This is a genomic window from Gordonia polyisoprenivorans, from assembly GCF_017654315.1.
Taxonomy (GTDB): Bacteria; Actinomycetota; Actinomycetes; order Mycobacteriales; family Mycobacteriaceae; genus Gordonia; species Gordonia polyisoprenivorans_A.
The window spans coordinates 1612711-1632491 of sequence record NZ_CP072203.1; the positions used below are offsets into that span (position 1 = coordinate 1612711).

The following is a 19781-nucleotide window of genomic DNA, read 5'->3' on the forward strand; positions in this document are numbered from 1 at the left end:
AGGCTTGGCACCTCGACCAGCGGGGTCGATCGTCGGGCGGGGTCTACAGGGCGCAGTTCACCAGAACCGGCTCCGGGTGCAGGGTGATGCCGAAGGTGTCGGCGACGCCGTCGCGCACGTCGCGGGCCAGGGCGAGAAGTTCTTCGGTGGTGGCGCCACCACGATTGGTCAAGGCCAGTGTGTGTTTGGTGCTCAGGCGGACCGGGGCGTCGGGGCCGGGATAGCCCTTGGCGTAGCCGGCGCGTTCGATGAGCCAGCCTGCGGAGAACTTGACGCCATCGGCTGCCGGATAGGTGGGGACGGCGACGTCGGCGCCGAGGCGGGCGGCGATGCGGTCGAGAATGGCCGGTGCGTCATCAGCTCCGACGATCGGGTTGGTGAAAAACGAACCGGCACTCCAGGTGTCGTGGTCGTCGGGATCGAGCACCATGCCCTTGCCCGCGCGTAGCGCCAGGACCGCCTCGCGGACCGTCGTGGCGTCGGCGCGGCCGCCCGGCTCGACCCCCATGGCGGCGGACAGCTCGCGATACCGCAATGGCTGACTGGCGCGATCGTCGTTGAGCCAGAACGACACCGCAACGACGACCATCTCGTCGCGATGCTTGAGCCGCGACGTGCGGTAGGCCAGACCGAGTTCACCCGGGGCGACCCATCGCAGGGTTCCCGAACGACGGTCGAGTACCTGGACCTCGCGCAAGACGTCGGCGACCTCGACACCGTAGGCGCCGACATTCTGTACCGGGGTCGCACCGGTCGATCCGGGAATCCCGGAGAGACACTCCAGCCCACCGAAACCGGCCTCAACGGTCGCGGCCACCAGATCGTCCCAGGTGACCCCGGCGTCGGCGGTGACGTGGGCTCGACCGGATTCGCGCCCGGTCCCGAACTCGATGCGGCCGCTCTCGATGCGGATGGCGGTTCCGGCGAAGCCTGCGTCGGCGATGACGAGATTCGAGCCGCCGCCCATGAGTAGAACCGGCTCGGCGGCGGCGTCGGCGGCGAGGATCTCCTCGACGACCGATCGGGTGTCCTCGCAGCGGAGCAGCGCCCGTGCCGGGCCGCCGACCCGCAGGGTGGTCAGCCCGGCCAGTGGGACGCCGGGCGGCAACGAAGTCTCGGTCACGGGGCCAACGGTAACCCGTGACGGCACCGCACCACCGACTTGCCGGAGTTCGGTGTTTGCACCCGTTCCGTGTGCACGCGCGTCGAGTAATCTCTCATCCCATGGCGAGCCCGCTGCAGCACTCGGTGTCCTATCCGTTCTCAACCGCCCGTTACTGGGACGTCGTATCGACCGAGCAGTACTGGCACGACCTGCTCGAGGCCACCAACTCCAGCCACGGCAGGCTCGAATCCTTCGCATCGGACGGCACCACGGTGACCGTGACAATGCTGCAGGGGGTGCCCGAGGACCGGCTGCCATCGGTGGTGACCAAGGTGCGCCCCGGTGACCTCGAGATCCCCCGCACGATGACCTTCACCCGGGCCGCGGATGCGGTCAACGGCACGATGCACGCCTCGGTGTCGGGCGCCCCGGCCGACGTCGAGGGCGCCCTGGTCGTCTCCGGTGACCCGGCCGGCGTCGAGTACACGGGCAGCGCCAAGGTGGGGATTCCCTTCGTCGGCGGCAAGATCGAGAGCGCCGTCATCGAGCAGCTCGTGGACCTGCTCGACAACGAACGGGAGAAGACGGTGACTTGGGAGGCCGATCACCGCTGACGTAACCTGGCCGTCATGGCACGACGTCTCAGCTACTCCGCGCGTTATGCGCATCCGGTGGAGAAGCTCTACGAAGCTCAGAGCACCCGGCAGTATTGGGATGACATGATGGCGGGCTTCCAGATGATCTCGCCGCACTGCGAGGTGGAGGACTTCCGGTCCGACGAAACCGGCCTGAAAGTGGTGCTCAAACAGCACATCGGCCGCGATCAGCTGCCCCCGATCGCCCAGACCGTCCTGATGAAGGACATGGTGATCACCCGCGAGGAATCGTTCGGGCCGTTCGACCCGGACAACACCAAGGGCAACTACACGGCGTCGATACCCGCGGGACCCGGTAATCTGCAGGGCTGGCAGGAACTGTTCCCCACCGAGACCGGTTGCACGATCCGCAAGACCACCGAGGTCAAGGTCTTCATCCCGTTCGTCAACGGCAAACTGGAGCAGCTCATGCTGGTCAACCTGGTGGATCTGTTCCGCGCGGAGGCCGAGTACTCCAAGGACTGGATCGACAAGAACCTCTGACCGCGTGACACCCACCCCGAGACCTCACGGTCGGGTGACCCGGGGTACCACCAACATCAACCGCCTGCGCCGCGTCGACAGGTGGATGGCGCACGAACCGTCGATCGTTGCGGCGCTGGCCGCCGTCACGCGGCCGATCGTCGTCGATCTCGGATACGGCGCGCGGCCCGACACGTGTGTCGAGATGGCTCGGCGACTGCGGCCCGTCGCGCCCGACCTGCAGATGATCGGCCTCGAGATCGATCCCGACCGCATCGTCGCCCCGATCGACGGCGTGCGATTCGCACTCGGCGGTTTCGAGCTCGCCGGGGTGCGGCCACAACTGGTTCGCGCGTTCAACGTCCTGCGACAGTATGACGAGCACGAGGTGGCTCCCGCGTGGTCGCAGATGATGACGCAACTGGCACCCGGCGGGCTGATCGTTGAAGGCACCTGCGACGAGATCGGCCGTCGCTGCGCCTGGGTCCTGCTTGATGCCCACGGGCCGCGCACCCTGACCCTGTGCTGGTCGCCCGCGCACACCGCGCGACCCTCCGACCTCGCCGAACGGCTCCCCAAAGCGCTCATCCATCGCAACGTGCCGGGTGAGCGTATCCACGAGCTACTCGTCACCGCCGACCGCTGCTGGGACAACGCCGCCGGTCAAACGGTATTCGGGCCACGCGCACGCTGGGCACAGACCCTCACGCTGATGCGTGAGGCTGGCATCGACGTCGCGATTCCGCGGCGGCGCGTCGTCGACAATCTGTTGACCGTGCCCTGGGAGACCGTCGCACCGCGCGGGTAGTTTGGCCACATGCGCATCGCGATGGCCCAGATCACCTCCGGCACCGACCCGGACGACAATCTGCGTCTGGTCGCCGAACACACGGCCGCAGCAGCCGCCGACGGAGCCGTTCTCGTCGTGTTCCCCGAGGCGACGATGTGCCGGTTCGGGGTGCCGCTGGGCCCGGTCGCCCAGTCCCTCGATGGGCCGTGGGCCACGGGCGTCTCGCAGATCGCGCGCGAGAACTCTGTGACCGTGATCGCGGGCATGTTCACCCCCGGCGACGACGGGCGGGTCGCCAACACCCTGCTCGTCGCAGCACCCGACGGCACCCGCATCGGCTACGACAAGATCCACCTGTACGACGCCTTCGGCTTCCGGGAATCAGCCACTGTCGCACCCGGAGACGTCGCGCGGACCGTGACGGTCGACGGCGTCCGCGTCGGTGTGGCCACCTGCTACGACATCCGCTTCCCGGCACTGTTCACCGCACTCGCCCGAGAAGGGGCCGAGGTGATCGTCGTGCCCGCGTCCTGGGGTGCCGGGCGCGGCAAGGTCGAGCAGTGGCGGACACTGGCCACCGCACGTGCCCTCGACTCGACGTCCTACGTCGTTGCCGTCGGCCAGGCCGAACCCGCCGACGACGAGCTCCGCGCGTCGAAAGCGCCGACCGGCGTAGGACATAGCCAAATCTCAGATCCCTTCGGTAGCGTGGTCGCGTCGTACACGGGGGAGCAACGGCTGGGTGTACACGACCTCGACCTGGGTGTTGTCGCCAAGGCTCGCGAGCAACTCGCGGTCCTCGCCAACCAGCGGGAATTCCGAATCGAACCGACGCCCGTCGCGTACGAACTGTGATCACGCAAGACCGACGCCCCTAGGACGGAGTGCATGGCCGACGACACGACCGACGATCCGCAGACCCCTCGTGGTCCCGAGGATCCGGATGCCACCAAGCAGGTCGGTCGGGAGAACGCGCCGCGCGACCACTCCGCCGGAGGAGACGCGCCGACCGAGCAGCCACCGGCCGAGCAGCTACCGGCCGAGCAGGCTCCGGCACAGCAGACGGGGGCGGATCAGACTTCAGCCCAGCATGGTGCGGGAGAGAATCCCGCCCCCGACACCGAGCAGTGGGAGCCGACCACCACCTCCCGCCACGCGCGCGCCTACTCGCAGATTTCCGACGCCACCACGACCCCGGTGACGCCGCCACCACCCGCGGCGCACCCGCAGACCGCGCAGTTCACCACCGGGGAGAACCCGATGGACGGAGGGGATCCGGGAACGGGTGCGCATGCGGTTCCCCCGACCGGCGACGGCGTGGTCACGACCGCGCCGACGAAACGCGGCAAGGGAAAGTTCATCGCGCTCGGCGCGGTCGGACTGGTGTTGGTGATCATCATCGCGCTCGTCGGCACCGAACTCTTCTTGCGCAGCCGGGCGACCGATTGCCTGGAGAAACAGTTTGGCGCGCTGACCGGTCAGTCCACCAACGTGTCGATCAGCAAGAAACCCATTCTGCTGCAAAAGTTCTCGAACGATTACCCCTACGTCCAGGTGGACACCAGCGACTCCAATTCGACGCAGATGCAACTGCACGTCCGGGCCGATGGGGTCAGCCAGGACGGGAACTCGGTCAAGGTCGATTCGCTCGCGGGCACCGGGTACGTCCCGTTCCAGCGGGTGATCGAGCTGAGCAAGCAGGGACAACTCTCCGGTGGCTCGACCGACAACAGCGGGACCAACGGTGGCACCAACAACGGCGGCACGGGAACCGAGGGCTCCGGCATCTTGGGCAGTACCCAGGTCAGTTCGGTCACCGGCAACGCCGCCGACGGCACGATCAAGGTGGACGCCGCGGTACAGGTCGCGATCTTCCCGGTGCCGGTCAGCCTCACCATGAAGCCGGTCCTCGACCAGGGCAAGGTGCGCTTCCAGGTGGAGCAGGCCAGCGCCTTCGTCTTCGGGATTCCCGCCGACTTCGCCCAGCAGTTCGTCGACGGCTTCGGCGACAGTCTCTTCGGTGACCTCACCAAGCAAATCAAGGTCACCTCCCTGAAGGTCACCGACCAGGGCGTCGACTTCGCCGTCACCGGCAGCAACGTCGATCTCGGGTCGGCGGCCGCGTCGACGTCGAGCTCGGGTTCGGCGCCGACCTGCTCGATCCTCTGAGCCGGACGGGTCGCACCACCTCGCAGGTACGCTGGGAGATGTCCGATTTCCCGACCCCGTTCCGGAGGAACCCGTGGGCCAGCTGCTCCTGATCGCCGTCGTCATCCTGCTCGTCGTGGGCGTGGTGGTGGTGATGCAGCGGCGCTCCGGTGCCAACACCGCCCGCACCCTCGACGACGCGAAGGCCGACGCCCGACAGGCCATCGAACGGCTCGGCGGTCAGGTGTACATGCTGGTCGGTGACTCGCCGGCGGCCAAGCAGGCGCTCGCCGACGCCGCCGAACGGCACACCGCTGCCGGCTCACAGATCGACCAGGCCACCAGCCCCGCACAGGCCCGACTCGCCAAACAGACCGCCATCGAGGGCCTGTACTACATCCGCGCCGCGCGGACCGCGATGGGCATGGACCCGGGACCGGCGATCCCCGAACTCGACGGTCAGAAAAGTGCGGGTGAGGTCACCGAGAACCGTGAGATCGACTTCGAGGGCCGCACCGTGCAGGCCTCGCCCGCGCCGTCGCCGACCACCCCGAATTACTACCCGGGTGGCCGCGTCGCCGGCCGACCGGTTCCGGCCGGCTGGTACTCCGAACCGTGGTGGAAACCGGCGCTCGTCGCCGGAGCGTGGGGTGTCGGCTCGATGTTCCTGTTCTCGGCACTGTTCTCCGGCATGGCCGGGGTCAACTACGACGCGGCCGCCTTCGAGAACGGTGTCGGCGACGGCACCGACGCCGGAGCCCTCGATGCCGGGGATTACGGCGATGCGGGCGGGGGCGACATGGGTGGCGGTGACGCCGGTGGCGACATGGGCGGTGGTGACATGGGCGGTGGTGACTACGGCGGCGGTTTCGGTGACTTCGGTGGCGGCAACGACTTCGGTGGTGGAAGCGACTTCGGCGGCGGGGACTTCGGCGGATTCTGACCGCGAATCACCCATGCGCCCAACTCTTCCGGGCTGATCCCGCCGGGTTGCTCCGGGCCGAAACGTCTGCGGCCGAGCGTCTGCGGCCGAACGTTATTCGGCGAAGCCCTCCAGCACCGCACGGCTGCCCGACAACCCAAGCCGGGTGGCGCCGGCGGCGATGAGTTCGGCGGCGAAGCGGGCATCGCGGATTCCGCCGGACGCCTTCACCCCGACCCGGGCGGGAACGGCGGCCCGCATGATCTCCACCGCCCGCACACTCGCGCCGCCGGCCGGATGAAACCCGGTCGAGGTCTTGACGAAACTCGCCCCGGCGCGGGCCGCGTGCGCACACACCTCGGTCAAGGTGTCCTCGCCGGCGAGATCGAGCAGCGCCGCCGACTCGACGATCACCTTGAGGACCGTCTCGTCACCGACGGCCTCACGAACGGTGAGCACGTCGGCGAAGACCTCGTCGAATCGTTGTTCCAGCGCGGCGCCGACGTCGATGACCATGTCGACCTCGTCGGCACCGGAGTCCACGGCCAGGCGCGCCTCGGCGGCCTTGACCAGCGAATGGTGCTTGCCCGACGGGAAGCCGGCGACCACACAGGACTTCTGGTCACCGGTGTCGATCGGCAGCATCGACGGCGACAGGCAGACCGCGTAGACGCCGAGCTCCGCGGCCTCGGCGATGGTGGCCTCGGCGTCGGCGCGGGTGGCCTCGGGCTTGAGCAGGGTGTGGTCGACGAGGGCCGCGACATCGGCTCGGCGTAGGTCGGTGATCGTCACACAGACGAGCTTGGCACACTGAAGGACCGTGACCACCCCCGCCACCGCTGTCCCATCCAGCTCAGTCCCCGCCACCGCGGTACCCACCACCGACGCCTCCGGTGCCGACCGTCGGTATGTGCTCACCCTTGGCTGCCCCGACCAGACCGGGATCGTCGCGCGGATCTCGAGCTTCCTCGCCGAGATCGGCGGCTGGATCACCGAGGCCGCCTACCACTCCGACGAGGACTCCGGATGGTTCTTCACCCGGCAGGCCGTCCGCGCCGACACGGTGACGATCCCCCTCGACGAGGTGCGGGCCCGATTCGCCGACATCGCTGCCGAATGGGGACCGCAGACCGAGTGGAAGGTCACCGACACCGGCGAGGAGAAGTCGGTGGTGCTGCTCGTCAGCAAGGAAAGCCATTGCCTCACCGACCTACTCGGTCGGGCCGACCGTGGTGAACTGCCGGCGACGGTGTCCGCGGTCATCGGCAACCACCCCGACCTCGGCGGACTGACCGAACGCTTCGGGGTGCCGTTTCATCACGTGCCCTTCACCGGACCCGACGGGAAGTCCGGTGCGCGCGCCAAACGAGCAGCCTTCGATCGGGTCGAGGAGATCGTCGACAGTCATTCGCCCGACGCGGTGGTGCTCGCACGCTTCATGCAGATCCTGCCCCCCGAACTGTGCGAGGCGTGGGCCGGGCGCGCGATCAACATCCACCACAGCTTCTTGCCCAGCTTCATCGGCGCGCGGCCGTACCACCAGGCATTCGCCCGCGGCGTCAAGCTGATCGGCGCGACCTGTCACTACGTGACCGCCGACCTCGACGCCGGCCCGATCATCGAGCAGGACGTCACCCGGATCGACCACTCCGACAGTGTGCGCGACATGGTCCGGCAGGGCCGCGACATCGAAACCCTGGTCCTGGCACGGGGTTTGCGGTGGCATCTCGAGGATCGAGTGCTGGTACACGGCCGCAAGACCGTGGTGTTCAGCTGAGTTCGGTTCAGCTGAGAGTGGTGTTCAGCCGGCCACCCGGCTCCCGATCGCCCGCCGGGTGTCCTCCTCGATGAGGTCGGCGTTGATCATCGCGCCGCACTGCACCCCGGCGGCCGCAGACGCCCCGACCATCGCCGCGAGATCCACGGAATTGCCTGCCGCCCAGACCCCGTCGACCGGGGTTCGTCCGGTGCGGTCGGCAGGGATGATGCTGCCCATCGGGTTGTCCTCGAGTGTGCCGCCGAGCGAGGTGTAGATCTCGGCTCGCGCGCGCATTCGTGGTGCGACGACGAGTGCATCAAGCTCCAGCTCGCGTCCGTCGTCGAACAGGACTGCGCGCAAACGGTTGTCGGCGTCGGCGTCAACCCGCGTCACTGGTCCGCCGATGATCTCGATCCCGCGTACCTCGGCCTGCAACCGCTGTTCCGGGGTGAGTGGTGGCATGCCGTGATCGATGAGGGTGATGTGGGAGGTCAACTGGGAGAACAGCATTGCCTGGTGCATGGCCATCGGCCCGGTGCCGAGGACGCCGACCCGCCGACCGCGCACCTCGTAGCCGTGACAGAACGGGCAGTGGAGCACGTCGCGGCCCCAGAGTTCGGTGAGGCCGGCGACGTCGGGGAGTTCGTCGACGAGTCCGGTCGCGATCAGCAGTCGGCGGGCGACGACGGCGGGGCCACCGGTGCTGTGCACCTCGAAGCCACCGGTGCCGTGCACCTCGAAAGCGTTGTCGGCCCGGGGTTCTGCTCGCGCCACGGCGGTGACGGTGCCCTCGCGGATGATCGCGCCGTATCCGATGGCCTCCGCGCGTCCGGCGCGCAGCAGTTCGATCGGGGCGATGCCCTCCCGGCCGAGGAGGTTGTGCGCACCGGCGGCGGGTGCGTTGCGGGGTGCGCCGGCGTCGATGACGACGACCGTGCGCAGCGACCGCGCGAGGGTCACCGCAGCGGACAGCCCGGCTGCGCCGCCGCCGATGATGGCCACGTCGACGGTCTCGGTTGCCGTGGTGGTCATGAGATCTCCTGGTTCGTTTCGGTGGTGGATGCGGGCACGGTCGCGATCCAGATCGTGCGCGCGGCCCGTACAGCCAGGTCCGGGCGGCAGCGCAGGGAGGTGGGTCCGTCGCCGAGTAACTCGTCGAGGGTGGCCGCGTCGGTGTCGGTGAGGTCGTCGGCGAGTCCGGTGCGCACCCGGGAGAGCCATGCCTGCGCGTAGGCGCGGGTGAGTGCGGTGGGTTCGGGAACGTCGATGCTCACGGTGTGCCGTGTGCGCATCTCGAAGCCGGCGGCGGTGATCGTGTCGGTCCAGTCGGGAAAGCTGTTGGCGCCCTTGGCCCGCATGAGCTCCTCGATCCGGTCACCGAGGTCGGCGTGCGGCGGTTCGGCATGCAGGAAGCGGGGCTGATGCGGCATTTCGATGACCGCCAGCACGCCGCCCGGCCGTAGATGGCTCCGTGTGGTGCGCAGGAAGGCGGCGGGGTTGGCGATGTGATGCAGCGACGCCGACGCCCACACGACGTCGGTGGTCCCGACGCTCGCCGGCCAGCCGGCGTCGAGGTCGGCGGTCACCGTCCGCACGGTGCCCGGTCCGGCGGCGTCGATGCGTGCGGTCATCTCGGGGGAGCCGTCGATGGCGACGATCTCGGCGTCACCGAAGGCCGCTGCGAGGGCGCGGGTGCCGACCCCGGTACCGGCGCCGGCGTCGACGATGACCTCGATGGGCCGGGTGGCCTCGGTGCGGATGAGGGAGATCGCCTCGGCGAGGTAGGTGCCGGTGACCGCGGCATCGAGTTCGAGCAGAGCGCCGATGTCGGTGCCGTCATGATCATGTGTCCCATGCGAGTGCCGTCCGTGGTGCCGATGATCTGGTCCGTGCGTGCTGGTCATGATGTCGAGGCTAGCGATCTGATGCGCAAGGAGCATACGATCTTGCCCATGGAGCAAGAAATCGATGTGGTGGTCCGTCAGCGCATCCGCGCGATGCGCGTCGCCAAGGGGTGGACCTTGGATTCGCTGGCACATCGCTGTCACCTGAGTCCGTCGACGCTGAGTCGAATCGAGACCGGGCATCGGCGGGTCGCGCTCGATCAGCTCGTCCCGATCGCCCGCGCGCTGGGCACCTCACTCGATGTCCTGGTCGAGCCGGTCGGCGACGCCGACGTGGTGATCCGTCCCGAACCCCACTCCAACGAGGGCATCACGGTGTGGCCTTTGTCACGTGACAACACCCCGGCCGGTGTGACCGTGGCAAAGATGCGACTCGACGAATCGGTTCGGGACGCCGCCCGCGAGCTGCGGGTGCACCCCGGACACGAGTGGTTCACGGTGCTCAGCGGCACGATCCGGCTCCGGCTCGGCGAACGGACGATCATCATTCCCGCAGGCCACGCCGCCGAGTTCGCATGCACGGTTCCGCATTCGTTGGCGCCCGACGACGGACCCGCGGAGGTCCTCTCGATCTTCGACCACGACGGTGAACGCGCCCATCTGCGTGGGTCGCCGGCGTCGGCGGCATCGCTGTCTTGACCGAATCACAGCAGGCAGAGAGCCGTTCATCAGCCGGTCTCGGTACCCTGGTCCCGACATGAACACGCAGCCGACACCCAGCCGACGCACCGTTCTCGCGGCGGCAGGCATCGCCACCGCGGGCCTCGTGGCCGCCGCCTGTGGACGATCCGACGACACCACCTCCGCCCAGAAGTCGAAGCAGCCGACCGTCAAGGTCACCTACACGCCTGCGCTCGACGACCCCGCCGCACCCAACCCGACCGCCAAGGTCGAGGTCAAGGCGTCGGGCGGCACGCTGAACCCCGACGTCAAACTGGTCAACGCCGGCGGCAAGGCGGTCACCGGCACGCTCTCCGACGATCGCACCACCTTCACCGTCAACGAGGTGCTCGGCTACGGCACCACCTACACCTGGCAGGGCAGTGCCGTGGGGCAGGATCGACTGACGGTGCCGGTCAAGGGATCGTTCACCACCCTCGATCCCAAGCAACAACTCAACGTCGTGGTGAACATCGCCGACGGGCAGGAAGTCGGCATCGCCGCACCGCTGATCCTCAAGTTCGACGGGACCGTCGACGACAAGGAAGCCGTCGAGCGCGCACTGACCCTGACCACCACACCCCCTGCGGAGGGCAGTTGGGCCTGGCTCGGCGAGGACAACGGTTCACGCGTGCACTGGCGCTCCAAGGAGTACCTCACCCCGGGCACCAAGATCCACATGTCGGCCAAGCTGTACGGGCTCGATCACGGCGACGGGGCCTACGGTGCCGCCGACGTCACCAGCGACTACACCGTCGGCCGATCGCAGATCGTCAAGGCCGACGCGCCCAGCCACCAGATCGTGGTGGTCCGTGACGGATCGACGCTGATGACCCTGCCGTGCAGCTACGGCGAAGGCGACGTCGACCGCAACGTGACCCGCTCGGGTATCCATGTGGTCAGCGAGAAGTACGAGGACTTCTACATGTCCAACCCGGCTGCGGGGTACTTCAACGTCCACGAACGCTGGGCGGTGCGCATCTCCAACAACGGTGAGTTCATCCACGCCAACCCCGAAACCGTTGGCGTGCAGGGTTCGTCGAATGTGACGAACGGCTGCATCAACCTGTCGCTGGACAACGCGCAGCAGTACTTCGCCACCGCGATCTACGGTGACCCCGTCGAGGTGACCGGTACCCGGATCGATCTGTCCGAGGCCGACGGCGACATCTTCGACTGGACCTACGACTGGGATACCTGGAAGTCGATGTCGGCGATCAAGGGCACCCCGCAGTCGGCGTCTGTGCCCGCGACCCCGAGCGGTGCACCCTCGTCGGTGAGCGCCCCGAATTGAGGGTCTCGCCCCCGTCCGCCTAGCCGGTCTTGATGTTGCGCCGCGCCGAGGCCTGATCGCGCGGTTTGAGCACGATCTGATCGAGGTTCACGTGCGGTGGCCGGGAGGCGACGAAGCCGATGACCTCGGCGACGTCGTCGGCGGTCAGCGGCGTCAGGCCTTGGTAGACGGCGTCGGCGCGTTCCTTGTCGCCCTCGAAACGCACCAGCGAGAAATCGGTTTCGACCATGCCGGGCGCGATCTCGGTGAGCCGGATCGGCTTGCCGAGAAGTTCGTAGCGCAACGTCCGATGCAGCACGCCCTGAGCATGTTTCGCCGAGGTGTAACCGGCGCCGTTGTCGTAGGCCTCCAGGGCGGCGACGGAGGTGATGGTGACGATCAGCCCGTCGCCGGACGCCTCGAGCGCCGGGAGCAGCGCCTTGGTCATCCGCAGCGTCCCCAGGACGTTGGTCTCCCACATCCAGCGCCAGTCGTCGAGGTCGGCGGTGGCCACCGGGTCGAGGCCCTTCGCGCCGCCGGCGTTGTTGACGAGCACGTGCACCGAGTCCAGACCGTCGACGAATCGGGCCACCGACTCGTCGTCGGTGACGTCGAGTTGCTTTCCGGTACCGCCGATCTCGGCGGCCAGCGCCTCCACCCGATCGACCCGGCGGGCGCCGAGGACGACGTGGAAGCCCTGTGCGGCCAGGGCGCGGGCGGTGGCCGCGCCGATCCCGGAACTCGCACCGGTAACGACGGCGACGCGGGTGACCTCGGAGGCGGTGGACTCACTCATGATCGTGAGTTTACGTGCCGGGTCGGGTGAGGCCCTGCGGCCCCGGCCCGGCACCGAGCCCGGACTCGGTTTCGACGCCGATCGGGCTGTGCCCACCGACGGCGATGCTAGATTCTGCAGTCATGCACACGGTCATCCCGGCGACGCTCGGTGTCGGGACGACCCCCGCGGCGCAGGTGTTGCAGCGCATCCGGGTCGGTGCGCCCATCACCCGTGACACCCTCGCCGCCGAGACCGGATTGTCCCCGGCCACCATCAACCGCCAGGTGACCGCGCTGACCGAACTGGGCTTCGTCGTCGAACGCCGCGACCTGGTCCATGCCGGAAGCATCGGTCGGCCGAAGCATCCCCTGACCCTCGACCGCGACAGCCTCTGCGTCGCGGGGATGCACATCGGCGCCCGACGGACCCTGCTGGCCATCGCCGACCTGGGCGGGCGCACCCTCTACAGCCACGCCGTACTCACCCCGCGCGACGAGCCGCACGCGTCGGCGGCCGAACTCTGCCACGCCTTGCGCGAACTCGCCGACCGGTTCTCCGGGCGCCGCCTGCTGTGGGCCGGTATCGCGTTGGGCGGGCGCGTCGAACGTGCCAGCGGTGTCGTCGACCATCCCGTCCTCGGCTGGCGCAACGTCCCCGTCGGGGCGCAACTCGCCGAGGCGCTCGGCGTGCCGGTGTCGGTGTGCGAGCACGTGCAGGCCATGGCCGCAGCCGAACTGTTGCTGAGTTCGGCTCGCAGCAGCGCGAATACGGGACTTTTCTTCTACGCGCGCGAAACCACGGGTATGGCCCTGACCGTCGGCGGGCAGGTGGTGGTCCCCGACCGTGGGGCGGGCACGATCGCCCACATCGGTGTCGACGCCCCGACCCTGTGCGGGGGTGCGGCCACCCTGCAGGACGTGATCGGAGTCGACGTCGCACGCCGCGCTGCGCAGCGCCTCGGCGTCTCCCCGGACGCGTCGGTGATCACCGACGAACGTGCCCGTATCCTCGGGGAGGTGGTCGCCGTCTTCCGTGACGCGGTCAATCCCGACGAGGTGATCGTCGCCGGTGATGCGTTCGCCGCGCATCCGCAGGGGCTCGGACCGGTGCAGGCGGCCTTCGACTCCGCGTCCAGGATCGGTTGGCCGCTGGAGCTCACGGCGTCGCGGTTCGGGTTGTCGGTCCAGGAGAGTGCGGCAATCGTGGTGGCGCTCAGCGTGATCTACGCCGATCCGGTCTCCGCGATGAGCCACTGCCGCGCTCGGCCGTAGCGGCCCGGGTGCCCGTGACGCAGAGTCCGGCGTTTTGCCCTACCGTGACAGTCATGACGATCCCCCCTCGCGACGTTGCCGCGACCATGTCCATCTCCGTCACCGCACCCACCGAGATCGAGATGCAGATCGCGGTGGCCCGCATGCCCGGGCTGTCCCTGGACGAAACCCTTGAGGTCACCCTCGACGGCAAACCGGTGTCGGTGGAGGAGATCGTCGACAACTACGGCGGCCGTATCCATCGGCTGTCGGTGGAGTCCGGTCGGCTCGACGTCGACTATCGGGCCGCGGTGACCACGCCCGCCGATCCGGCCCAGGTCGCCGTCACCGATCATTCGATCTACTTGCGCCCCAGCCGATATGCCGAGGCCGACAAGTTCTTCGGATTCGCCGCGGGACAGTTCGACAGCTCGTTGCCGAAGGGTGAACTCCTCAACCAGGTGACGGCGTTCGTCGAGGATCGCCTCGATTACATCCCCGGTGCGAGTGACCCGATCGACGGCGCCGCCGACACCCTGCTGGCCGGTGCGGGCGTCTGCCGCGATTACGCGCATCTCGTGGTGGCGTTGCTGCGCGCGTTGAACATCCCGGCCCGGTTGGTCGCCGTGTACGCGCCGGGCTGCGATCCGATGGACTTCCACGCGGTCGCCGAGGCGCTCATCGACGGCGTCTGGGTGGTGGTCGATGCCACGCGGCTCGCTCCTCGCCAGGGGCTGGTGCGCATCTCGACCGGGCGGGACGCCGCCGACACCGCATTCCTCGACAACCACGAGGGGTCGATCAACCTCGACTCCTACCAGGTGACCGCGGTGGTGCGCGGTGATCTGCCCATCGACGACGGAACGGGCCGCATCAGCATAGGCTGAGCGGTGTGCGCGCACTGACGTGCCCGATCTGCAACGCGCTGTCGGGATTCGAGAACCAGAACTGTCCCCGTTGTGGCACCTCCGTCGGAGTGCACCTGCCGAGCCGATCACTGGTGGTGGCCTCCGAGGACGGCGTCGACATCGACGGCCGACGCTGGGAGCGGTGTTCGAGCTGGTCGCGCACGGGCTGCAACTGGATGACGCCCTCGGAGGTGGGGGAGGGCGAGATCGGTTTGCGGGGACTGTGTTTCCCGGATTCGCTGGTGCGCCGCCAACCCGATCCGTCGGACACCATTGCCGTGGAGAAGCTCGCGCCGACCACCTTCGATCTGCGGATGGTGATCTATCAGCTCGCCGATCTGGGGTTGCCGATCGAACCCTACTGGCGCACCAAGGGCGGGTTGGCCTTCGACCTGTTGTCCAGCCTGTCGGAGGGCAAGCAGGTGATCATCGGGCACGCCGGTGGTGTCATCACCATCGATCTCGCCGAAACCCTTGACGCACATCGTGAACGGCTGCGGGTGTCACTCGGCGAGCCCTATCGCACCATGGTCGGGCACTTCCGCCACGAGACCGGGCACTACTACCAGCATGTGCTTGTCGAGACCGGCGACGGGGCCGACCGCTATCTGGACCGGTGCCGCGAGATCTTCGGCGACGAACGAGCGAGCTACAGCGACGCGCTCGATCGGCACTATCGGCAAGGGCCACCGGCGAATTGGCGTGACTCGTTCATCTCCGAGTACGCCACCATGCACCCGTGGGAGGACTTCGCTGAGTGCTTCGCCCACTACCTGCACATCACCGGGACCATCGACACCGCCCGGGAGTCCGGGCTGATGCTCGAGAGTGATCAGGTGCGTTTCTCGATGGACCGCGACATCGTGCCGCTGGCGACGTACGCCGATCAGCCCATCGAGAAACTGCTGTACGACTGGAAGTGGCTGTCCACCATGTTCAATCGCGTCAACCAGGCGATGGGCAGCCCACCGCTGTATCCGTTCGACATCCCGCAACCGGTGGTGCGCAAGCTCGGCTTCGTCCACCGGGTGATCCGGGAGTCGGCCAAGCGTGATCCGGTCACCGACCCGATGGTCGCCGAGCCTGCGGTGTCGTGACGCAGCTCCAGTGGCCCGGCCGCCGGGTCAGCCGAGCGCCTCGCGGCGATGGGCGGCAACGAATTCGAGGACGGCGGCCACATCCGCCGGATCGCCGACGCGATACTGGGCGGCGGTCTCACCGGCACCGACCTTGATGCTGATGTCGTGGTCGTGGCGCAGATGGGCGAAGGCCTTCTCGTCGGTGACGTCGTCACCGAGATAGATGACGACGTCGGCGCCGGTGCGGTCGCGCAGGAGGTCGAGCGCCAGGCCTTTGCTGGTCTCGATGACGGCGAGCTCGATGACCGCCTTGCCCTCGGTGGCCTCGACCCCGTCCCACCGGGCCGGGCCGAGACGAGCGCGGTCGAGCGCGGTCGCGGCGTCGGCGGGGCTCGCATTGCGCACGTGCAGGGTGGTGCTGACCGGTTTGATCTCCACCGTGACACCGTCGAATTCTGCTGCGATGGAGTCGAACTCGTCGATGATCCGGGCGAGGAGCCGGCGCTGCTCGGCGGTGACCGGTTGGCCGAAGCCGGTGTCGAACTCGCTGCCGTGGCTGCCGACAAGGGTGATCGGGTCGTCGGCGAGACCGGACAGCGCGGCGAGATCCGACAGCGCCCGGCCGCTCACCACGGCCACCGAGGTGCGGTCGAGTCGGGCGGCGGCCCGTAACGCCTCGATCGATTCGGGCAGACCGACCGCGTCCTGCGGCCGGGAGACGATGGGTGCGATACAGCCGTCGTAGTCCGATGCGAGCAGCAGCCGCTCCACTGTGCTCGCCCGTAGCAGCGCGTCGGACAGTGGTGCCGGGATGCCCTCGGCGCTCATCGCCGGTCGGCCGACTCGTCGGTCCCGGTCCCGTCGGTCCCGGTCTCGTCGGACTCGGAATCCAGCAGGCGCACACCGCGGTTCGCCGACGCCTCGGTTTCCGTGGTATCGGCCAGGGTGCCGAGGAAACTCGCCGCCCACTTGCCGACATCGTGGGCCAGAACCTGCCTGCGCAGGGCGCGCATACGGCGTCGGCCTTCTTCGGGGGCCTGCTCGACGGCGGCGACGATCGCGTCCTTGACGCCGTCGAGATCGTACGGGTTGGCCTGATACGCCGACCGCAATTCGGCTGCGGCGCCGGTGAACTCGCTCAGGACCAAGGCGCCACCGAGGTCGCTGCGGCACGCCACGTACTCCTTGGCGACGAGGTTCATCCCGTCACGCAGGGGCGTCACGAGCATGACGTCGGCGGCGACGAAGAAGGCGATGAGGTCGTCGCGGGGAATCGGGCGGTGCAGGTACTGCACGATCGGCCGGCCGACCTCGCTGTAGCGGCCGTTGATGTTGCCGACGAGCTGTTCGATACCCGCACGCATCTGGATGTAGCTCTCCACGCGTTCGCGGCTCGGTGTCGCCAGCTGCACCATGACGGTGTCGGCGGCGTCGATCCGCTTCTCCTCCAGCAACTCCTGGAGCGCTCGGAGTCGAACGTCGATGCCCTTGGTGTAGTCGAGTCGGTCGACGCCGAGCATGATCGTCTTCGGGTTGCCGAGTTCCTTGCGGATCTCGGCGGCACGTTTGCGGATCTCCTTGGATCGCGCCTTCGTGTCGAGCTCGCCGGAATCGATGGAGATCGGGAAGGCCCCGACCCGTACCGTACGGAAACCGACCTGCACCACACCGAACCGCGACCGCACACCGACGGTGCCCTTGCTGGTGGCCTGACCGGCGAGACGCCGTGCGAGATAGAGAAAGTTCTGGGCGCCACCGGGGAGGTGGAAACCGATGAGGTCGGCGCCGAGGAGTCCCTCGACGATCTCGGTGCGCCAGGGCAGCTGCATGAACAACTCGACCGGCGGGAACGGGATGTGCAGGAAGAACCCGATCTTGAGGTCGGGGCGTAGCATCCGCAGCATCTTCGGGACGAGCTGCAGCTGGTAGTCCTGCACCCACACGACCGCACCCTCGGCGGCGGCCTTCGAGGCGGCTTCGGCGAAGCGACGATTCACCTCGACGTAGGTGTTCCACCACTCGCGGTGATATTCGGGTTTGACGATGACGTCGTGGTACAGCGGCCACAGGGTGGCGTTGGAGAAGCCTTCGTAGTACTCGGCGATCTCCTGCGTCGACAGCGGCACCGCCTGGATGCCGATGCCTTCGACCTCAGGGTTCTCCTCGGAGTCGGCGATACCCGACCATCCCACCCAGGCACCGGTGTGGGAGCGAAGGATGGGTTCGAGAGCGGTGACCAGACCGCCGGGGCTGCGCTTCCAGGTGATCTCGCCGTCGGCGTCGACCGACTTGTCGACGGGCAGCCGGTTGGCCACCACGACGAACTCGGCGCCGGATTCGGGTATCGCTCGGCTCTCCGAGGTCACGGGTCAGGCGTTCTCGCCCGGTGCGATTCCCAACATCGCCAGCAGCATCCGGCACTCGTCGGCGTCTGTCGCATAGGCGGCGACGACGCGTCGCGCGGAGATCGCGGTCTCGTCGGCCACCGGCTCGAGCTCTTCGTCGGCGATGTCGGTGGTTTTGGCTGCTGCCATCATGTCCCCTCGGTCGTGGCCCCGGATGGGGCGCCGCGGTCGTCGGATGTCGTGGTTGTCGCACCGTCGTGTGGTGCGCGCGACCTCCCATGGTACCCGGTCACCCGCTGAGGGCTTCGCGGTCACCACTCGATCCGGCGGCGTCGGCGCAGGCGGCGCCGGTGTGCCCATTCGGGCCGGACGATCTGGGGCCGGCGCAGTGTGCGGGCGATGAACTCGCCGAGGGTCACCCCCGCGGCCAGCGCGCAGCCCACGCCCAGGGCGCTGCCCGCCCAGGTGAGTCCGTCGAGGGTCTGATCGTTGAGCAGCCCGTACAGACCGCGGTAGACGGCGAGACCCGGCAGCAGGGGCGTGATACCGGCAACCGCGACGACCAGTGGTGGGGTGAGTGCGCGGCGGGCCAGCAGACCGCCGAGCATGCCGATGCAGACCGCGGCCAAACCGGACCCGATGACGTCGCCGACCGGGATGAACGAGGCGCCCGCGGCCACGCCGACACCGATCACGCCCGAGATGAAGGCGACCGGCAGCGCGCGCCGCTCGGCGTAACAGGCCAACGCGAACGCGAATGCGGCGAAGGCGCCCGCGGCCACGCGCGCGGGGATGTCGACGGCGGCGAACTCGGTGGTGGTGGTGATGGCGGGCAGATAGATGCCGACCGCCGACAGCATCCGCAGCGCCATGCCGACGCCGGCGATGATGCCACCGGTCATCAGCAACAGCTCGAAGAAGCGGGCGACACCGGTGATCGGTGCGCCGGTGATGGCATCCTGCACCGAGCCCACCAGCGACAGCCCAGACAGCAGCACGACGATGCCCGCAGCGATGACCTGGGACGGCATGATCTCGATCCCGAGTTTCTCGCCGCCCTCGAACACCAGCGCCGCCGGTACCACCGCGATGAAGCCGCCGGTGACCTGTTGGAAGAAGATCGGGGTGCCGATCCGATTGAGCAGCCGATTGATGGTGACGGTGACCCCGGTCGTCACGAACGCCAACAGCGCGATCAGCGGACCACCGCCGAGCAGCACGCTGATGCCTGCGGCCATCAGGCCCCACGCGAGAGTCGCGACCTTGTACGGGTAAGGGTGTGGGGCGGCGATGATCGCGTCGACCATCCGGTGCGCGGTGGCCGGGGTGATCGCCGAATCCCGGATGCGGCGGATGAGTTTGTCGACCTGCGCGAGTCGGGTGAAGTCCAGCGAACGGTAGTGGACGGTCTCCATCGTCGTGATCGGCGGCAACGTCGCACCGCGTCGGGCACTGACGACGATGGTGTTGTAGGTGACATCCACATCGACGTCCTCGATGCCGTAGATGTTCGCGACGAACTGGATCTGGCTACCGGTGTCGATCGCGCCGGTTCCCGAGTCGAGTAGCACCGCGCCGATCTTGGTCGCCAGGTCGAGCACCTCGGTGATGGCCCCGACGTCGAACCGATCGATCGGGCGCCGGGGCGCCACCATGATGCTGCCGGGCTCGATGGTGTCGATCGTGGCCTGGCTGGTGCCGATGAGGCGGCGGGCGGTGCGGCGGATATACTCGCGCAAGCA

The 19781-nt window shown here is 68.3% G+C and carries 21 protein-coding genes; 12 read left to right on the forward strand and 9 right to left on the reverse strand.

Annotation, left to right across the window (positions count from 1 at the left end; all coding sequences use genetic code 11):
- Window positions 1–43: 43 nt before the first annotated feature.
- Window positions 44–1123 (reverse strand): UDP-N-acetylmuramate dehydrogenase, encoded by a 1080-nt coding sequence (locus J6U32_RS07325; protein WP_208794320.1) that lies wholly within the window; start codon window positions 1121–1123, stop codon window positions 44–46.
- Between the two features lie 101 nt (window positions 1124–1224).
- On the opposite strand from J6U32_RS07325, the gene J6U32_RS07330 reads away from it, so the two are divergent.
- From J6U32_RS07330 to J6U32_RS07355, 6 genes are all read left to right on the forward strand, one after another.
- The gene (locus tag J6U32_RS07330; RefSeq protein ID WP_208794322.1) at window positions 1225–1719 is read left to right on the forward strand and encodes a DUF2505 domain-containing protein; all 495 of its coding nucleotides are present in this window, start codon (window positions 1225–1227) and stop codon (window positions 1717–1719) included.
- A gap of 15 nt (window positions 1720–1734) precedes the next feature.
- Window positions 1735–2244 carry a DUF2505 domain-containing protein gene (locus J6U32_RS07335; protein ID WP_208794324.1) on the forward strand — a complete coding sequence of 170 codons (510 nt, stop codon included), beginning with the start codon at window positions 1735–1737 and terminating at the stop codon, window positions 2242–2244.
- Between the two features lie 34 nt (window positions 2245–2278).
- Window positions 2279–3031, forward strand: coding sequence for a class I SAM-dependent methyltransferase (locus J6U32_RS07340; RefSeq protein WP_208794326.1), 753 nt, complete (start codon window positions 2279–2281; stop codon window positions 3029–3031).
- A gap of 9 nt (window positions 3032–3040) precedes the next feature.
- Window positions 3041–3868, forward strand: coding sequence for a carbon-nitrogen hydrolase family protein (locus tag J6U32_RS07345; RefSeq protein ID WP_208794328.1), 828 nt, complete (start codon window positions 3041–3043; stop codon window positions 3866–3868).
- Between the two features lie 33 nt (window positions 3869–3901).
- On the forward strand, window positions 3902–5182 hold the full coding sequence (locus J6U32_RS07350; protein ID WP_208794330.1) for an LmeA family phospholipid-binding protein: 1281 nt from the start codon (window positions 3902–3904) through the stop codon (window positions 5180–5182).
- A gap of 73 nt (window positions 5183–5255) precedes the next feature.
- Window positions 5256–6104 (forward strand): DUF1542 domain-containing protein, encoded by an 849-nt coding sequence (locus tag J6U32_RS07355; RefSeq protein WP_208794331.1) that lies wholly within the window; start codon window positions 5256–5258, stop codon window positions 6102–6104.
- Between the two features lie 93 nt (window positions 6105–6197).
- Here the strand turns inward: J6U32_RS07355 and deoC are convergent, their stop codons facing one another.
- Entirely contained in the window at window positions 6198–6875 is a 678-nt protein-coding gene (gene deoC / locus J6U32_RS07360; protein WP_208794333.1) for a deoxyribose-phosphate aldolase, read from the reverse strand.
- A 28-nt stretch (window positions 6876–6903) separates the two neighbouring features.
- Here deoC and purU point away from each other — a divergent pair, with 28 nt between their 5' ends.
- Window positions 6904–7860, forward strand: a complete 957-nt coding sequence (purU, locus tag J6U32_RS07365; RefSeq protein ID WP_208794335.1) for a formyltetrahydrofolate deformylase — start codon at window positions 6904–6906, stop codon at window positions 7858–7860.
- A 24-nt stretch (window positions 7861–7884) separates the two neighbouring features.
- On the opposite strand, the gene J6U32_RS07370 is transcribed toward purU, so the two are convergent.
- Together J6U32_RS07370 and J6U32_RS07375 are read right to left on the reverse strand one after the other, a co-directional pair.
- On the reverse strand, window positions 7885–8874 hold the full coding sequence (locus J6U32_RS07370; RefSeq protein WP_208794337.1) for an NAD(P)/FAD-dependent oxidoreductase: 990 nt from the start codon (window positions 8872–8874) through the stop codon (window positions 7885–7887).
- Window positions 8871–9746, reverse strand: coding sequence for a class I SAM-dependent methyltransferase (locus J6U32_RS07375; RefSeq protein ID WP_244332673.1), 876 nt, complete (start codon window positions 9744–9746; stop codon window positions 8871–8873). Before J6U32_RS07375 ends, J6U32_RS07370 begins: the two co-directional genes overlap by 4 nt.
- A 48-nt stretch (window positions 9747–9794) precedes the next feature.
- Between J6U32_RS07375 and J6U32_RS07380 the strand changes: the two genes are divergently transcribed.
- Together J6U32_RS07380 and J6U32_RS07385 are read left to right on the forward strand one after the other, a co-directional pair.
- Entirely contained in the window at window positions 9795–10385 is a 591-nt protein-coding gene (locus J6U32_RS07380) for a helix-turn-helix domain-containing protein (protein WP_208794340.1), read from the forward strand.
- Window positions 10386–10443: 58 nt separating this feature from the next.
- Complete coding sequence (locus J6U32_RS07385) at window positions 10444–11700, forward strand: L,D-transpeptidase (protein ID WP_208794342.1); 1257 nt, start codon at window positions 10444–10446, stop codon at window positions 11698–11700.
- Window positions 11701–11719: 19 nt separating this feature from the next.
- Here J6U32_RS07385 and J6U32_RS07390 read toward each other — a convergent pair whose 3' ends face one another.
- Window positions 11720–12475 (reverse strand): SDR family NAD(P)-dependent oxidoreductase, encoded by a 756-nt coding sequence (locus J6U32_RS07390; protein WP_208794344.1) that lies wholly within the window; start codon window positions 12473–12475, stop codon window positions 11720–11722.
- A 122-nt stretch (window positions 12476–12597) separates the two neighbouring features.
- Between J6U32_RS07390 and J6U32_RS07395 the strand changes: the two genes are divergently transcribed.
- From J6U32_RS07395 to J6U32_RS07405, 3 genes are read left to right on the forward strand one after another with little or no spacing between them, the layout of a single operon-like run.
- Window positions 12598–13728 carry an ROK family transcriptional regulator gene (locus J6U32_RS07395; RefSeq protein WP_208794346.1) on the forward strand — a complete coding sequence of 377 codons (1131 nt, stop codon included), beginning with the start codon at window positions 12598–12600 and terminating at the stop codon, window positions 13726–13728.
- Between the two features lie 53 nt (window positions 13729–13781).
- Window positions 13782–14594: a transglutaminase-like domain-containing protein gene (locus J6U32_RS07400; protein WP_208794348.1), complete on the forward strand. Its 813-nt coding sequence runs from the start codon at window positions 13782–13784 to the stop codon at window positions 14592–14594.
- Between the two features lie 5 nt (window positions 14595–14599).
- On the forward strand, window positions 14600–15712 hold the full coding sequence (locus tag J6U32_RS07405) for a zinc-binding metallopeptidase family protein (RefSeq protein ID WP_208794350.1): 1113 nt from the start codon (window positions 14600–14602) through the stop codon (window positions 15710–15712).
- A 27-nt stretch (window positions 15713–15739) separates the two neighbouring features.
- On the opposite strand, the gene otsB is transcribed toward J6U32_RS07405, so the two are convergent.
- The 4 genes from otsB to J6U32_RS07425 all read right to left on the reverse strand — a co-directional run bounded on the left by otsB (window position 15740) and on the right by J6U32_RS07425 (window position 19778).
- Window positions 15740–16522, reverse strand: a complete 783-nt coding sequence (gene otsB / locus J6U32_RS07410) for a trehalose-phosphatase (protein WP_208794352.1) — start codon at window positions 16520–16522, stop codon at window positions 15740–15742.
- Window positions 16519–18060, reverse strand: coding sequence for an alpha,alpha-trehalose-phosphate synthase (UDP-forming) (locus J6U32_RS07415; protein ID WP_208794354.1), 1542 nt, complete (start codon window positions 18058–18060; stop codon window positions 16519–16521). The genes otsB and J6U32_RS07415 overlap by 4 nt, the downstream gene beginning before the upstream one ends.
- A 3-nt stretch (window positions 18061–18063) precedes the next feature.
- A complete protein-coding gene (locus tag J6U32_RS07420; RefSeq protein ID WP_172398723.1) occupies window positions 18064–18228 on the reverse strand; it encodes a hypothetical protein in 165 nt (54 codons plus the stop codon).
- A gap of 122 nt (window positions 18229–18350) precedes the next feature.
- A complete protein-coding gene (locus tag J6U32_RS07425; RefSeq protein ID WP_208794355.1) occupies window positions 18351–19778 on the reverse strand; it encodes a threonine/serine ThrE exporter family protein in 1428 nt (475 codons plus the stop codon).
- Window positions 19779–19781 lie beyond the last annotated feature (3 nt).

What these genes read in the sequence shown, in the direction of transcription:
- J6U32_RS07330 (WP_208794322.1), top strand. Translation starts at nt 1,225, where the DNA reads ATGGCGAGCCCGCTGCAGCACTCGGTGTCCTATCCGTTCTCAACCGCC.
- J6U32_RS07335 (WP_208794324.1), top strand. Translation starts at nt 1,735, where the DNA reads ATGGCACGACGTCTCAGCTACTCCGCGCGTTATGCGCATCCGGTGGAG.
- J6U32_RS07345 (WP_208794328.1), top strand. Translation starts at nt 3,041, where the DNA reads ATGCGCATCGCGATGGCCCAGATCACCTCCGGCACCGACCCGGACGAC.
- J6U32_RS07350 (WP_208794330.1), top strand. Translation starts at nt 3,902, where the DNA reads ATGGCCGACGACACGACCGACGATCCGCAGACCCCTCGTGGTCCCGAG.
- J6U32_RS07370 (WP_208794337.1), bottom strand. Translation starts at nt 8,874, where the DNA reads ATGACCACCACGGCAACCGAGACCGTCGACGTGGCCATCATCGGCGGC.
- J6U32_RS07375 (WP_244332673.1), bottom strand. Translation starts at nt 9,746, where the DNA reads ATGACCAGCACGCACGGACCAGATCATCGGCACCACGGACGGCACTCG.
- J6U32_RS07380 (WP_208794340.1), top strand. Translation starts at nt 9,795, where the DNA reads ATGGAGCAAGAAATCGATGTGGTGGTCCGTCAGCGCATCCGCGCGATG.
- J6U32_RS07385 (WP_208794342.1), top strand. Translation starts at nt 10,444, where the DNA reads ATGAACACGCAGCCGACACCCAGCCGACGCACCGTTCTCGCGGCGGCA.
- J6U32_RS07390 (WP_208794344.1), bottom strand. Translation starts at nt 12,475, where the DNA reads ATGAGTGAGTCCACCGCCTCCGAGGTCACCCGCGTCGCCGTCGTTACC.
- J6U32_RS07395 (WP_208794346.1), top strand. Translation starts at nt 12,598, where the DNA reads ATGCACACGGTCATCCCGGCGACGCTCGGTGTCGGGACGACCCCCGCG.
- J6U32_RS07400 (WP_208794348.1), top strand. Translation starts at nt 13,782, where the DNA reads ATGACGATCCCCCCTCGCGACGTTGCCGCGACCATGTCCATCTCCGTC.
- otsB (WP_208794352.1), bottom strand. Translation starts at nt 16,522, where the DNA reads ATGAGCGCCGAGGGCATCCCGGCACCACTGTCCGACGCGCTGCTACGG.
- J6U32_RS07420 (WP_172398723.1), bottom strand. Translation starts at nt 18,228, where the DNA reads ATGGCAGCAGCCAAAACCACCGACATCGCCGACGAAGAGCTCGAGCCG.